Origin of the sequence: Kribbella sp. NBC_00889 (assembly GCF_045207705.1) — a bacterium.
Classification (GTDB): domain Bacteria; phylum Actinomycetota; class Actinomycetes; order Propionibacteriales; family Kribbellaceae; genus Kribbella.
On the sequence record NZ_CP108783.1, the window covers coordinates 2635499 to 2649809 of the forward strand.

Below are 14311 nucleotides of genomic sequence, written 5' to 3' on the forward strand. Positions count from 1 at the left end.
CGAGGAGGATCACGAAGGGGTTCAAGTCTTCCGCCCGCCGGGTACGACTTTCCTCCGTCGCGAGGCCGGACGGGGTTCACGCTGCGCCGCGACGGCAGCGCTGCGGCCGTGATGCCCGGCCCGGACGATCGCGGCGTCAGTACGGACGCGATCGTCGCCAGCATCGAGAACGCGAAGCCGGAATGTTCCTGCTCGCTCACCCAGGTGGAAATGATCACTCACCTCGACGAAGTCGAACCCGGCCTCCTCCGCCCGCAGCGCCTTCGACGATATCGACCGGGCCATAGGCCTCGGCGATCAACTTGAATCCCAGCTCCATCCGGCAACCTCCGAGGACAGCAGCAGTTCGTTGAGCCTCACTCGACGGAGCAGCGAGGCGTTGAGCTATGCGATCGAACACCCGATCCGGCAGGAGCCGGCGCACCTTGGGTACGACGCCAGCCGTGACGTCGGCGGTGTGACGGGTGCGCGGCCGACCTGCGGTCATCGCCTCGACTGCCACGCCCGGGCCGTCGCTCTGCTCGCCCAGCCTGGTCAGCCGCTCTCGCAGCGCGTCGACACGTTCGCGGTAACGGTCATCCGGCGGGAGTGCGTCGAGTGTCTTCGCTCATGACCACCGAGAGCAGGTGGCGGAAGTATCGATCACCCCCGCCTGCATGGGTTAGCAACCGTGTCCGAGGGGGGACACGCACCTTAACCACACGCCTAGAGCTCAACGTCTGAGGCGGGGGAGTGCCGCCTCGAACCCCGAACCCGCTGATTTCGAGCTGAGTCTGATCACCGTATGCCGGTGGTGCGCGAAAGCTCTTACTGGTAAGGGATTCTGGGGCGGCCTCGTGCGCATCGGTTCTCATCGCTCACCATCCTCTCGCGTTGATTGAGGTGCGTAAAGAGGTGCGGAAGACCTCCGCCGGAACGTGAGCCCGGTTTCCGCGGGGTCGCCGTTGGTGGCCGGTTATGGCGCGCCGTGGGTCTGCTCGAGACGGGGCGGGAAAGCTGTTGACGGAAGCACATGGGCGGCAGATCTGCAGTTAGGGTGTCGGCAGATTTGCGGGCGGATCCAGCTCCGTCGCTGCCACGCGGCGCGTGGCTGACCGGATCTCGTCTGATCGTGTTGCATAGCCGAACGTGGGGTGTTGTCGCGGTAGCGCTTCAGCTCCACGCAGCGAGGATGTGATCGGGGGTGAGGTGGGTGATGTCTGGTGTGGTGCAGCCGCTGCGGCTGACTGCGATCAGGGGTGTGTTGTCGGAGGCGCCTGGTAGTTGTGATCTGTGGTGGATGAGGCGTGCGAGGTCGCGGGAGTCGAATGGCTTGTTCTCGAGCCACTTGATCGATCCGACGGCCGTGATCTTCTTGGCGATCGGTGCCCGGTCGGCGCCGACGATGTCGATCTCCGGGTCGTTGGTGCGGGTCCAGTAGCCACCGATCGCGTTTGTCTCCTCGGGGACGGATCCGTCGGTCAGGCGCCATAGGGCGTCGCGGATCACGGGCTCGATAGCTCGGCCGCGCCACGTCGTCCAGCTCGCACGAATCGTCTCCAGGACCCGGTCGCCTCGGCCGCGTTCGATCAGCGGGATTGCCGGGCTTACGAAGGACAGCCAGAAGCGCAGGTACGGATCATCGATCCGGTAGCGCGTCTCGCGGCTCGGCCGGGTGGACAGGGGTGTATCGGCGGCGACGATCCGGCGTGCTGTGAGTAGGTCCAGTGAGCGTTTGACCGCGCCTGGATTGAGGTCTCCGGACGCGCGTCCGATCAAGGTGAAGGTGCGCTCGCCGTGGCCGATGGTGGTCAGTACGCGGCGCGCCTGGGCTTCGGTAGGGAACTCGGCCGCCAGCGCGCGTTCTCCGCTGACGAGCAGCGCCGAGGTTGGTCGGTGTACTGCTTGCTCGAGGTAGTCCATCGGGCCTGCGCCTGAGGGCCATTCCTCGAGGATCAGCGGGAGGCCGCCGCTGATGAGGTAGGCGTCGAGTGCGTCGGCTGGTGGTAGGTCGAGCATGCCGCCGACTTCGGCCGGGTTGAGCGGAGAGACGACCAGTTCGGTGCCGCGTTGGTAGAAGGGCCGGCCATAGGTGTTCAGCTGTTCCATCATCGCGAGGTCGGAGCCGATCAGGATCAACAGAACCGGAAGCTTGGACAGGGTCCGGTCGTAGGCCTTCTGCAGTGCGCCCTCGAAGGTGGGGTCCTCTTGCACGAGGTAGGGCATTTCGTCGATGACGACGATGCTGGGTCTGTCGGTCGGGAGTGCGGTGGTGAGCAGGCTCAGGGCCGCGTCCCACGTCTGCGGAACGGTGAAGTCCGCGTAGCGCGATGCTTCGGGTAGCGACGATGTGGCGACCTCGGCGCTGAAGGCGGCCAGATCTCCGTCCCGGGATCCGCCGACCGCGGTGAAGAAGACATGCGGGAGTCCGGCGCGTTCGAGGAACTCTTCCACGAGACGGGATTTTCCGACTCGCCGGCGACCCCGGATGAGGACAGCGCGCCCCCGCCGCGTCCCGCGGCCGCGGGTGCTGACGGACCCGAGCAACTCGTCGAGGAGACGGAGCTCGGTATGCCGTCCGACGAAACCGTCCACTGTGAGCACCTCCGTCGAATACTTGCATGGATGATACTTTCATTGATGAAAGTTTCGCAAGTGATAGTCAAGGGTCGGAACATTAACCACCTGCTACTCGGCAGATCCTTCGCGGTGAGTCATGGGGAGAGGCGAAGGGCGAACTGGCTCAACTTTGGCCACCGGGCATCACCGGGCGACGTAGTAGCCCTTGTGGGTGTTGGCCTTGATGAAGTCCATGAGGATCTCGCGCGAGATGAACTTGCGGTTGCCGATCGCGACCCACTCGATGTCGCCTTGGTTAGTCATCTGGTAGAGCGTGGAGTAGCTGATACCGAGCGCCTTCGCGGCGTCCCTGATGCTGAGCAGCAGCGGTCCGTCAGCGGAGACCCAGATGTGGAATCCGGGGCGGGTTCCTCTCGGCGGGCAAGCGCAGGAGGTTGCGCCGGGAGCGCTGCTATGTCGGTCTCGGGTGGCTTTGGCCTAGGCATCGGATGACCGTGGGTGAGGTAGAACTCGCCCGCTTCCGTGATTCCTGGCATCCAGACCTTGCTCTTGCGGCCGACACGGGCGAGGCCGCGGCTGGCCAGCGCACGGGCGGACTGACCGTCCAGGCCCGGGCTCGACAAACCATGCGAGCAACTCTGGACGGTCATTCCGCCAGAGCCGGCCGGGGGAGCGGTGGCCCTGATGCCATGTCGCCACCTCCGGGCGCAAGAGCTTCTCGGCTGATCGGACGGCGGCGCTGCGCTCGTTTCCATGTCCGCCAACCCGAGGATTCCTTTGCACCCGGAGCCTCGAGCGACACGGAAGACGGCACAGTGCCGGCGGGCCCACAAGGGGCTGCCGCTTCCTACGGGCCAACCTTGATCAACTACGACATCGGCGGGCTACACCGCGACAACCGTCCCCGACTCCGGCGTGATCTGGAACATGATCAACTAGGAGATCGCTGAGTCCTTGGTGCAGGCAGTCGCGGAGGTCGAACCCGCCTGGAATCCATTTTTGTAAGGGATATCCACGCGGGACCGTCATGAAATGGGAACCAGAGCGGGTCAACCGGGCGTGTGGTGATCCGGCATGGGCAGTGGCAGCCCGAGGGCCGCTGCCAGCCACTTCAGGTTGATCGAGGCGAGGTCGATGAACACGTGACGGAGCCAGTCTGGCTGCTCGCTCACGCAGGCGCGCTGCAGCGACGGCCCTGCAAGCCTGGCGATGAGGGGTGCGGGTTCGGTGCACACCTGCCACGGCGGCGGACCACCCTCCAGATGAAGCGTGGGGAGCAGCTGCACGAGGTCGTGCAACTCGTGGCCGGCGCCGCGGTGCCGTCGTCCTGCCAGCCGAGAACCTCGGGGGCGAGGCTGGTGCCGCGCAGGTGATCGAGGATCCGGTGCTCGTTGCGCAGCCAGCCCGCGGTCTCTTCGGTCCTGGCCCCTTTGACAAACGCGGCGCTGCCATCGCTGAACGTGACGACAAGCCGGTCCGCAGCCGACAGCCCGAACTCAGGTACACGCCAGGCCGCCGCAGTCCTGCCGAGCAGCGATCCGATCGTCCCGGCGATCACGGGCGTTTCGGCAGCTGTCACGCCCCAGATATATCAAGCTCTGCCAGCTTCCGAACTGCGCACCTCCCACGCAGGACGCGGTGACGAGGACAGGAGTCACGGACTCACGTGCACGAAGCTTTCCCGGACTGGTCCATCTGATCGGCCGGGAGGCGTGGGCTCCCCGGTCACCGATGGAGATGACGATGACGAAGGACAGGCACGCAAGCGCGCCACCCGCACCCGCGCCGGTGGCACCGTCCACCTCGTCCCGCGCACGATCTTCGACGACGGCAATGACCACACCGGTACTACGACCAGACCCCTGGTGCAACGACCCGACCACTCCGGACCTGTCGCCGATGCTGAACGGCCTGCCGTTCACCAACCGTTGCGGCAGCCTGGACTTCGTCCCGTTCGTCCTCACCGAGTTGACCAAGACGCAACTCTCGTTCCGTGTCTCCGGCCACTACCCGCTGTGGGTGGAGTTCATCGTCTGAATCAGGTGCAGTCGAGGAGGCATTTGCCCAAGGCTGCTTGCGACATGAGGTGTTCGTGCGCTTTCGCTGCGTCGTCGAGTGGGAAGACGGTGGCGGTCGCCGTAGCCGGTCCGGTGTCCGCCGAGAACTGATTGATGGCCGACTGGGCTTGCTTCCTTTCCGCCGGCGTCATGTTCCACAGTGCAGTGCCTCGTACGTCGGCCTCGCGGACCATGAGGACGCGCGGGGTGAACGTGAGCGATCCCCGGCTGCCGACGACCACGATCCGGCCGCGTGGGGCCAGGAGTTCGGCATCGGCTTCGAGGTTCTGGCTCGCGAGCATCTCCACGACCAGGTCGATGCCGCGGCCGCCGGTGAGGGTGGGGACGGAGTCGAGGTTGCCGGCGCTGCGGTGGTTGAGGACGTGGTGGGCGCCGAGGGATCGGACCAGCTCGAGGCCTTCCTCGCTGCCGGCCGTACCGATCACGGTGGCGCCGGCCGCGATGGCCAACTGGACCGCTGGGTTTCCGACCCCGCCGCTGGCGCCGTGGATGAGCACGGTCTCGCCGGGCTGGAGGTTGCCTCGCTGGAACAGTGCCCGGTACGCCGTCGTCCAGGGAATGCCTAGGCCCGCGCCCTGGTGGAAGCTCAGCCGGTCGGGCAGCGGGTGGACGGCGGCGGCGTCGCAGACGACTTGCTGGGCATAGCTTCCGGATGACGCGAGCCCGAGGGCGGCGACGAACACCCGGTCGCCATACTGGAGGTTCGAGACCTCGGAGCCGACTGCTTCGAGGACACCGGCGGCGTCGAAGCCCGGGGTGTACGGCACCGACGGTTTGAAGAACGAATACTCGCCCGTCCGGATATAGGTGTCGGCCGGATTCACCCCAGCCGCGTGAACCCGGACCAGCACCTCGGCTGGACCAGGCTCTCGATCCGGAACGTCCTCGGCGACCAGTACTCCAGGCCCGCCGAACTCCCGGGCGACGATGCCGCGCGGCACGCTCAGACCTGCCCGGTCAGACGATCCCGGACCTCGCCGGCGTAGTCGACCAGGTTGTTCCGCGGCGGCGTGAAGAAGTCGATCTGCCGGCAGGTCCCCGCATGGGTGCGCGCGCTGTGCGGCACCCACGGCGGAATGACCGCGACGTCGCCTGGCCGCATGATCCGGACCTCGTCGCCGATGTGGAACTCCAGCTCGCCCTCCAGGATCACGACGACCTGCTCCTCGACGTGCGCGTGCAGCGGGGCCTCGGTGTGCGGCTCGTAGCTGACGAAGTTCGCCAGGGTCTGCTCGCCGAGGACTGGCTGGAACGACAGCCCTTCGACGTACTGGACCGGTTCGATGTCCTCGATCCGGAGGAACCGCCCCGGGGTCTCGGGCTGGTTGGAGAAGTCGGTCTTGAAGTGCTCGGACGCGTCCATGGCGAAGCCTCTCGGGTCAATGGGTGGTGAAGCGCCGCTCGATCTCGGTGAGTTTGCGGTCCACTACCTGGAGGGCGGCGGCGCGCGGCGTGATCCGGTCTCGGTCGGCGGTGGTGAGCAGGTCGGTGACGATCGTGCGCATGGCGTCCCGCACTTTGTGGGCGGCTTGTACGGCGTCGGCGCCGATGTCGCCGAACAGGGTCCACCACCACCAGGCGTTGGTGGCCGAGTTCGCGACGAAGTCGGGGATGACGGCGACTCCGCGGCCGGCGAGCGCGGCCTTGGCATCCGGAAGGGTCGGCAGGTTGGCCGCTTCGACGACCAGGCGGGCGCGGATGCGGTGCTCGTTGGCGAGGTCGATGCAGGAGGACACGGCGGCGGGGACGAGGATCTCGCAGTCGACGTCGAGCCAGCTTTCGCCGGGCAACTGCTGGTCCGCGGGGCGGAGCTGCTCGCGATCGATCGCCCCGTGCGGGTCGCGGGTGAGCAGGAGTCGCTCGACGTCCAGGCCGTGGGGGTTCACGATCAGGCCGTTTGCGTCGGCGATCGCGACGACTGTCACACCGGCCTGCGCGAGGTAGCGGGCGGTCGCGCCGCCCATAGAACCGAATCCCTGAATGACCGCTCGCGCTGAGCCGTACCGGATCCCGTAGTGGTCCAGCGCGGTCAGGGCCGACTCGGCGACGCCGAGCCCGCCGGCCAGTTCGGGCAGGGCGACGCCGTCGACGTCGATCGCAAACGCGTCCGCGAGCCGCCGACGGGCCTCGGTCGCGTCGTCGAGCAGCGGGTAGATCGCCTGAATCGAGCTGGTCATCCCGGCTTCCGCGACAACCTCGTCCAACGTGTCCTGCCGTACGCCGAGATCCTCGCCGGTGGTCCAGTGGCGTTCGAGCACGGCCCGGACCGCGTCGATGAATCGGCCGAGAATCTCACGGGCACCGGGGTCACGGGGGTCGCAGTCGATGCCGCCCTTGGCGCCGCCGAGGGGAACGTACCGATTGCCGGCGTCGTAGTGCAGCGCCTCCTTGCGGGTCATCCCGGCGGCCAGGCCGCGGACCTCGTCCAGCGTGCAGCCGGCCCGCATTCTGAGTCCGCCGCTGGCGACGCCTCGGACCAGCCGGTCGAGTACGACGAACCCTTGCCGGCCGGTGACGGGGTCGGTCCAGATCAGCTGCAGGTGCGGCGCCGTGGACCGGCCGGTGGTGATCGTGGTCATCGGTGTCCGTTCGCCGCTCGCCAGATTTACTGAATCACCATGCAGTAGAGCAGGTGGGCCTGTCAACGGGTCCGCGGGGTTGAGGTCAGCGGCCCCCGGACTCGGGTGCGGCGGGCAATTGGAGTTCGTGGGCGACGAGGCCGCCGGCCCACTCGGTGGCCTTGCGCTGGTTCTGGATGCCACGGTGGACGATCGCCTGGACGGCGAGTCCGTCGAGCAGGGCGGTGATCCGCCAGGCAGCGCCTCGCGGGTCGTCGGTGACGAACTCGCCGCTGTACACGCCGTCCTGGATGATCGCGGTCAGCGACTCCTTCCAGCGCAGATCGAGCTCGCGGCCGACCTGCCTGAGCTCGGGATCGCGCAGTGCGGCGGCCCAGCCCTCGATCCACAGGGTCCAGCCTTTCGCCCTGCCGGTGGGCGCGTACCAGTCGAGCGCAGTGGTCAGTCGCGCCAGCGCGGTCGGCAGGTCGGCGGTCAGATTCTCGAGCTGGTCGAGGTCGCGTTGAGCCGCCCAGGTGAAGGCCTCGGCGATCAGTGCCTCCTTGGCATTGAAGTGGTACACGACCAGGCCGGGGCTGACCGACAGCGACTCAGCGACGTCGGAGATGCGCAGGGCGTGCAGGCCTACCTTCTCGATCTGGGCGACGGTGGCGCGCAGGATCTCGTCCCGGCGCACGGTGGTGTCCTTGCGGCTGCGTGTCACGTCCCGAGCGTAGGTCATTCGAGACGATCCGGCGGAGACGTTGACAAACCCGGCCCGATCCCGCAGGCTCCAATCATTAACTGAATCGCCAGTCAGTAAGCGTCGGAACCCGGAGGAGAAGCCGCGATGACCACGTCCGCCGTGCCGGAAACCGGAACGCCTGCTGGGGCGGGCGGGCTGCAGGTGTTTCGCGATCCGGCCTCCGTTGCGGTGGTCGGCGCGTCTCAGGATCCGGCGAAGTGGGGCTACTGGTTGGCGCGGGGTGCTCTGGCTGGTCGGCATCGACGATCGGTGCAGCTGGTGAACCGCGGCAGCGGCGAGCTGTTCGGCGTGACCGCGGCGCGCTCACTCGCGGAGTTGCCGCAAGCTCCTGGACTGGTCGCGCTCTGTGTCCCCGCAGCGCAGGTGCCGCAGATTGTCGACGACGCGCTCGTCCTGGGCGTTCGAGGCTTCCTGGTCATCACCGCCGGAATCCCCGAGGCGCCGCAACTCGCGGCCAGGATCACCGCCACCGGTGCCCGGCTGATCGGGCCGGCGAGTCTTGGTCTGTACGACGCCGCGGCCGAGCTGCACCTTGCCTGGGGCAACTTCACACCCGGGCCACTGGCGATCGTGTCGCAGAGTGGACAGGTCGGCAGCGAGATCACGCAGCTCGCGGCGCGGGCCGGGATCGGGATCTCGCGGTTCGTCTCGGTGGGCTCTCAGCTGGACGTGACGACTGCCGAGCTGCTGGCTGACCTGGTCGCCGACGAGGGGACGCTTTTTGTCGCGGTCTACCTGGAGAGCTTCGCCGACGGGCGGAGGATCTTCGACGCGGTGAGGGTACTGCGGGCGGCGGGGAAGTTCGTCTGCTTCCTGACGGCTGGAGCGAGCCGGGCGGGTCGCCGGGCGACTCGCTCTCACACAGGTGCTCTCTCGTCGCCGCTCGACCTGGTTGACGCGGCCTGCCGGGCGGCGGGCGCCGTACGGGTTGGTACGCCGTCGCAGTTGGTCGATCTGGCGGCGTACGTGCTGACGAGTCGGTTGCCGGCAGGTCCGAGGGTGGGTGTGTTGAGTGACAGCGGAGGGCAGGGTGCGCTCGCGGCCGACTGCTTGAGTCAGGCAGGTCTGAAGGTCCCGGAGTTGAGCGTCGGCGCGGTGGCCGGCCTGGCGGAAGGGCTCCCCGCGGAAGCCGGGACGGCGAATCCGGTCGATCTGGCCGGCGGGGGTGAGAGCAATCTGGACACGTACTCGGATGTCGCGTCGACGCTTCTGGGATCGGGTGACGTCGATGCCGTCCTGCTGTCGGGGTACTTCGGCAGGTACGTCGTCGACACCCCGTCGCTGGCCGATTCGGAACAGCGGGTTGCTCGCGAACTGGGAGCTGCCGTACGACGGACCGGTCGCCCGATGCTCGCGCACTCGATGGGCGCCGACACCGCTACGGCGGAGGTGCTCCGCCAGTCCGGGGTGCCCGTCTTCGCGACGATCGAGTCGGCCGCAGGCGCATTGGCCGCAGCCGCTGCCCTGAGCAAGGCCGAGAGGTCTGCGCGGGCCGTACCTGGAGCTGACTCGCGGTTTCCGCGACCTGACTCCGGCGACAGCCGGGATCCACTTCTCCCGGGCTACTGGGGAGCGCGGGAGCTGCTGAGCGACATAGGTGTGGTCTTCATGGCGGCTCGGCAGGTTGTCGACGAGGTCGCGCTAGCTGAAGCGGCTGCGGGACTGCGGGCTCCGTACGTGTTGAAGGCTGCCTGGGTGGAGCACAAGAGCGAGGTCGGCGGAGTGCGCGTTGGGATTGCTGACGGGCGCTCGCTGGTGCGGGAGTTTCGGGGGATGCGTGAGCGGCTTGGTGATGGTGTGTTCGTGGTTGAAGAGCAGGATGTTCGGCCGGATGTCGTCGAGGTGATCGTCGGGGCTCGGTGGGATCTGGAGCTCGGGCCGATGGTGATGGTTGGTGCCGGGGGCACCGAAGTGGAGCTGCGGGTCGACTCGGTGACCGAGTGTGCGCCGGTCGATCTCGAGCTGGCGTCTGCCATGGTGCGGGCGACCCGCTGTGCCGTGCTGCTGGACGGCTGGCGTGGTCGGCCGGCGGTGGACATCGAATCGTTGACCAAGGCAATCGTTGCTGTGTCCGAACTGATTGTTCGGTACGGCGGTGCGGTGGTCGAGCTGGAGATCAATCCACTGCGGGTGGGGGTCGACGGCGCGGTTGCCGTGGATGCGCTGCTCGTCGACGGCGAGGTGTGCGAGTGATGAGCAAGCTGACCGGTGGCGAGGCTGTGGTTGCAGCGCTCGATGCGCACGGGGTGAATGTTGTGTTCGGCATTCCCGGGACGCACAATCTGCCGATCTATGTGGCCCTGGCCAAGTACGGCGTACGCCACGTAGTCACGCGGCATGAGCAGGGCGCCGGCTTTGCCGCGGACGGGTGGGCGCGGACGACTGGGCGGCCGGGGGTCTGTCTGACCACGACGGGGCCGGCGGTACTCAACGCGGCGACGGCGATGGCGCAGGCGTACTCGGACTCGATTCCGGTGCTGCTGGTGTCGCCAGGGCTGCCGCTGAACCACCCGGCGGCGGGTAACGGCTACTTGCACGAGGTCAAGAACCAGACCGCGGCGATGAACGCGATTGTCTCCTACAGCCACCGAGTGGGCTCTGTCGAAGAGATTCCGGCCGTCGTAGCCAATGCGTTTGCGGCGATGACCAGCGGCAGGCCCCGCCCGGTGCACGTGGAGATCCCGCTGGACTTGCTGGATCAGGTCGCCGCCGTCGACCTGGTCGATCCGATCGTGCTTGGCCCACGCGTACCGGCGCCGAGCGAGGTCGCGAGGGCGGTCACCGCGCTGACATCCGCCGAGCGGCCGGTGATCGTGGCCGGCGGTGGTAGTCGCGGTGCCGAGGTCCAGGCGCTGGCCGAGCGGCTCGGCGCTCCGGTCGTCACCACCGCCAACGGCAAAGGTGTAGTCCGCGGGGATCACCCGCTCACCGTCGGCTCGGGCCTTCACCACGTTGCCGTAAGCAATCTCGTACGCGACAGCGACCTGGTCCTGGCGATCGGCACCGAACTGGCTCCCTCGGATCTCTGGGCCGGTCCGCTGGACGGGCCTGGAACGCTGATCCGCATCGACATAGACGCCGTTACGCCGAACGCCAACCCAGACGTGAACATCGTTGCCGACGCCGACCTCGCTGTACGGATGCTTCTGGAGCAGTTGCCGGAACTGTCGGATGGGCAGGACCGTGCTGCCGGGGCGCGTAGGTTGTTCGGGGAGAATGCGCAGGCCGAGGGCGCGGCTTATGCCGGGCTCACGGCGGCGCTGGGTCGGGTGTTGGGGGAGGACGGGGTTCTGGCGGGGGACAGCACGATGGCCTGCTACTACGGGGCTCTGGGCAACGTTCCTGCGTATCGGCCGGGGGCGTTTCTCTTTCCGACTGGGTTGGGCACGTTGGGTTACGGGCTTCCTGCGGCGATTGGGGCGAAGGTGGCTCGGCCGCAACAGTCGGTGGTTGTGGTGCATGGGGATGGGGGGATCATGTTCAGTGTTGCCGAGCTGGCTACGGCGGCGCAGTTGAGCCTGGCGTTGCCGGTGGTTGTGGTGGACAACGGTGGCTACGGCGAGATCCGCAACGAGATGGCCGATCGCGGCGATCCGGTGCAGGCGGTTGATTTGCCGTCGCCGGACTTCGCTGCGCTGGCTCGATCGCTGGGCTGCTACGGGGTCCGCGTCGATGATTCCAGCGGACTCGAGGAGACGTTGAACACGGCGCTCGAAGCTGACCGGCCGACGCTGGTGCATCTGCCAGAGGAGGTGGCTCGATGACGTCGGACTGGTATCGCGACGACATCCTCGTCGGCGGCACGTGGCGGCCGGTACGGCGTACGCACCAAGTCGTCAATCCCGCCACCGGCTGGCCGGTTGGGTGTGCGGCCAAAGCTGACCGGGCCGACGTCGACGCAGCGGTCCGCGCCGCGGGGGACGCGTTGGTCGAGTGGCGAGCGACGCCGCCGCGTGTGCGGGCCGAAGGGCTGACGGCCTTGCACACCGAACTCAAAGGTCGCCGCGACGAGCTGACGAACTGCATCGTCGCCGAACTCGGTGCACCCATCCGGCTGGCGCGGGAAGCTCATGTCGACCAGGCCTTGGATGTCCTGGCCGGCTTCGTCCCGATCGCCGAGGAACTCGCCGAGCCTGAGCGGGCCGGATCGTCCCTGGTTCTGGCCCGACCCGCAGGTGTCGCGGCCTGCATCACGCCGTGGAACTACCCGCTCTACCAGTTGATCGCGAAGGTCGGCGCGGCTCTCGCGGCCGGCTGCAGCGTCGTCGCCAAACCTGCCGAACTGACGCCGATGTCGGCCTATCTTCTGGCCGATGCAGTGCTGGCAGCCGGTCTCCCCGCCGGAATGCTCAACCTCGTACCAGGCTCGGGGACCGAGGTCGGTGCCGCGCTGGTGGGTCATCGCGGCATCGCCACAGTGTCATTCACCGGGTCCACCGCGGTCGGCCGGCAGGTCGGCCGCACGGCAGGCGAAGCCTTGCAGCGCATGTCGTTGGAGCTCGGTGGCAAGTCGGCGAGCGTCGTACTGGACGACGCGGACCTGCCATCGGCTGTCAGAGCAACGGTCGAGTCGGCCTGCTACAACAGCGGTCAGACTTGCAGCGCCTGGACGCGACTGCTCGTCCCTCGCCAGTACTACGAGGAAGCACTGCAACTAGCGGCCGATCGAGCAAACACTCTGGCCGTCGGCGATCCCACCGACGAAGCAACCGATCTCGGGCCCCTGGTCTCCGCCGACCAAAGAACCACGGTCTCCGAGCACGTCGCTCGCGCGATCGCCGACGGCGTGAGACTGGTCGCAGGCGGCAGCGAGCGCCCGCCCGGCCTCGACGCCGGCCACTACTTCCTGCCAACGATCCTGGCCGACGTCAGTACGGCGGACGAGATCAGCCGCGAAGAGGTCTTCGGCCCGGTGCTCGTCGTTCAGGCCCACGACGGCGATGACGACGCCGTACGGATGGCCAACGACAGCGACTACGGCCTCGCCGGTGCGGTCTGGTCCACCGACCAGAGCCGTGCGCTGCAGGTCGCCGCCCGGATGCAGACCGGGCAGGTCGACCTCAACGGTGCCGCGTTCAACCCGGTTGCGCCGTTCGGCGGCTGGAAGAGCTCCGGGGTCGGGCGTGAGCTCGGCCGGCACGGTGTGCACGAGTTCTGCGAGTTCACGTCCGTTCAGATCTGAGGGGTACTTGTGACTGTCCAAGCCGAGCCGTGGCCGCTCACCGAGGAACAGCGCGACATCGTGGCGCTGTGCCGCCAGTTCGCCCGCGACGAGATCCGTCCGCGGGCCCGGGCCGTCGACGAGGCCGACGTGGTGACCCCGGTCGACGTCTGGAAGAAGGCAGCGAAGGTCGGCATCACCGACTTCATGCTGCCGGCCGAAGTCGGCGGTGGCGGCTTCACCGACGTCTTCACCCAGTGCCTCGTGCAACGGGAACTGTGCTTCGGCGATCCGGGCATCGGGAATCTCCTGTGCTCCAACGGCTTCTTCGCCGACCCGGTGCTAGCACTCGGTACGGCGGACCAGCACGCGCGTTGGCTCACCCCGCTGGTCGGCCCGGACGCGCCGATGACCGCGCTGGCGACGACGGAGCCGGGCGTCGGCTCGGACGCCGCGTCGATCAGGACCAGCGCGACCAAGGTGGACGGCGGCTACCGGCTCAACGGGCAGAAAGCGTGGATCTCCAATGCGGGCGCGGCGGCGTACTACGTCGTCTTCGCGACAACTGATCCGGCGCTGCGGTCCCGCGGCGTGACGGCCTTCCTGGTCGAGGCGGACAGCGACGGCCTGACCTTCGGCGAGCCGATGCGCAAGATGGGACAGCGCGCGATCGTCTGCCGGGAGATCTACTTCGACGACGTCTTCGTCCCGGTCGCCCACCGGCTGGGGGAGGAGGGCGACGGGTTCCGCGCGTTGATGCGCACCTTCGACATCTCGAGGGTCGTGCTCGGCGCGGCCTCGGTCGGCGCCGCGCAGGCGGCGTACGAGTACGCGCGGGACTACGCCCGGCAGCGGATCCAGTTCGACAAGCCGATCATCGAGCACCAGGCCGTCGCCTTCCGGTTGGCCGACATGGCTGCCCGGATCGAGGCCGCGTGGTTGCTCGTCCTGCACGCTGCGCGGGTGATCGACACCGGCGCCGAGGCGACCGGGCTCGCGGCGATCGCGAAGCTGACGGCGTCCGAGACGGCGATGTTCTGTGCGTGGGCCGCGGTCCAGACGCTGGGGGGGTGGGGCTACTCGCGGGAGTACCCGGTTGAGCAGTGGATGCGGGACGCGAAGCTGGAGGAGATCGAGGAAGGCACCTCGGACATCATGAGGCTGGTGATCTCCCGGAATCTGCCATGAC

15 protein-coding genes are annotated in these 14311 nt (G+C 67.8%); 6 read left to right on the forward strand and 9 right to left on the reverse strand.

Going from position 1 to position 14311, the window contains the following annotated elements; translation table 11 throughout:
• Window positions 1-21: 21 nt before the first annotated feature.
• Window positions 22-285, reverse strand: a complete 264-nt coding sequence (locus OG817_RS12670; protein ID WP_406054325.1) for a hypothetical protein — start codon at window positions 283-285, stop codon at window positions 22-24.
• Window positions 286-379: 94 nt separating this feature from the next.
• Between OG817_RS12670 and OG817_RS12675 the strand changes: the two genes are divergently transcribed.
• Window positions 380-613, forward strand: coding sequence for a hypothetical protein (locus OG817_RS12675; protein ID WP_406054327.1), 234 nt, complete (start codon window positions 380-382; stop codon window positions 611-613).
• A gap of 539 nt (window positions 614-1152) precedes the next feature.
• Here the strand turns inward: OG817_RS12675 and OG817_RS12680 are convergent.
• From OG817_RS12680 to OG817_RS12695, 4 genes are all read right to left on the reverse strand, one after another.
• Window positions 1153-2433 (reverse strand): ATP-binding protein, encoded by a 1281-nt coding sequence (locus tag OG817_RS12680; protein ID WP_406054329.1) that lies wholly within the window; start codon window positions 2431-2433, stop codon window positions 1153-1155.
• Between the two features lie 309 nt (window positions 2434-2742).
• A complete protein-coding gene (locus tag OG817_RS12685; RefSeq protein WP_406057420.1) occupies window positions 2743-2949 on the reverse strand; it encodes a helix-turn-helix domain-containing protein in 207 nt (68 codons plus the stop codon).
• Window positions 2950-3608: 659 nt separating this feature from the next.
• Window positions 3609-3731, reverse strand: a complete 123-nt coding sequence (locus tag OG817_RS12690) for a hypothetical protein (RefSeq protein ID WP_406054331.1) — start codon at window positions 3729-3731, stop codon at window positions 3609-3611.
• Window positions 3728-4138: a hypothetical protein gene (locus OG817_RS12695; protein WP_406054333.1), complete on the reverse strand. Its 411-nt coding sequence runs from the start codon at window positions 4136-4138 to the stop codon at window positions 3728-3730. The genes OG817_RS12690 and OG817_RS12695 overlap by 4 nt, the downstream gene beginning before the upstream one ends.
• A gap of 164 nt (window positions 4139-4302) precedes the next feature.
• Here OG817_RS12695 and OG817_RS12700 point away from each other — a divergent pair, with 164 nt between their 5' ends.
• The gene (locus tag OG817_RS12700; RefSeq protein WP_406054335.1) at window positions 4303-4596 is read left to right on the forward strand and encodes a hypothetical protein; all 294 of its coding nucleotides are present in this window, start codon (window positions 4303-4305) and stop codon (window positions 4594-4596) included.
• Window position 4597: 1 nt separating this feature from the next.
• Here the strand turns inward: OG817_RS12700 and OG817_RS12705 are convergent, their stop codons facing one another.
• From OG817_RS12705 to OG817_RS12720, 4 genes are all read right to left on the reverse strand, one after another.
• Window positions 4598-5578, reverse strand: coding sequence for an NADPH:quinone reductase (locus tag OG817_RS12705; RefSeq protein ID WP_406054337.1), 981 nt, complete (start codon window positions 5576-5578; stop codon window positions 4598-4600).
• A 2-nt stretch (window positions 5579-5580) separates the two neighbouring features.
• Complete coding sequence (locus tag OG817_RS12710) at window positions 5581-6000, reverse strand: cupin domain-containing protein (protein ID WP_406054339.1); 420 nt, start codon at window positions 5998-6000, stop codon at window positions 5581-5583.
• Between the two features lie 16 nt (window positions 6001-6016).
• Window positions 6017-7216, reverse strand: coding sequence for a Glu/Leu/Phe/Val dehydrogenase dimerization domain-containing protein (locus tag OG817_RS12715; RefSeq protein WP_406054341.1), 1200 nt, complete (start codon window positions 7214-7216; stop codon window positions 6017-6019).
• 85 nt (window positions 7217-7301) lie between these two features.
• Window positions 7302-7919, reverse strand: coding sequence for a TetR/AcrR family transcriptional regulator (locus OG817_RS12720; protein ID WP_406054343.1), 618 nt, complete (start codon window positions 7917-7919; stop codon window positions 7302-7304).
• Between the two features lie 126 nt (window positions 7920-8045).
• Here OG817_RS12720 and OG817_RS12725 point away from each other — a divergent pair, with 126 nt between their 5' ends.
• The 4 genes from OG817_RS12725 to OG817_RS12740 are packed head-to-tail and all read left to right on the forward strand — an operon-like array spanning window position 8046 to window position 14310.
• The gene (locus tag OG817_RS12725) at window positions 8046-10154 is read left to right on the forward strand and encodes an acetate--CoA ligase family protein (protein ID WP_406054345.1); all 2109 of its coding nucleotides are present in this window, start codon (window positions 8046-8048) and stop codon (window positions 10152-10154) included.
• Entirely contained in the window at window positions 10154-11725 is a 1572-nt protein-coding gene (locus OG817_RS12730) for a thiamine pyrophosphate-binding protein (RefSeq protein ID WP_406054347.1), read from the forward strand. The genes OG817_RS12725 and OG817_RS12730 overlap by 1 nt, the downstream gene beginning before the upstream one ends.
• Complete coding sequence (locus OG817_RS12735) at window positions 11722-13143, forward strand: aldehyde dehydrogenase family protein (RefSeq protein ID WP_406054349.1); 1422 nt, start codon at window positions 11722-11724, stop codon at window positions 13141-13143. Before OG817_RS12730 ends, OG817_RS12735 begins: the two co-directional genes overlap by 4 nt.
• A gap of 9 nt (window positions 13144-13152) precedes the next feature.
• Window positions 13153-14310, forward strand: coding sequence for an acyl-CoA dehydrogenase family protein (locus tag OG817_RS12740; RefSeq protein ID WP_406054351.1), 1158 nt, complete (start codon window positions 13153-13155; stop codon window positions 14308-14310).
• Window position 14311 lies beyond the last annotated feature (1 nt).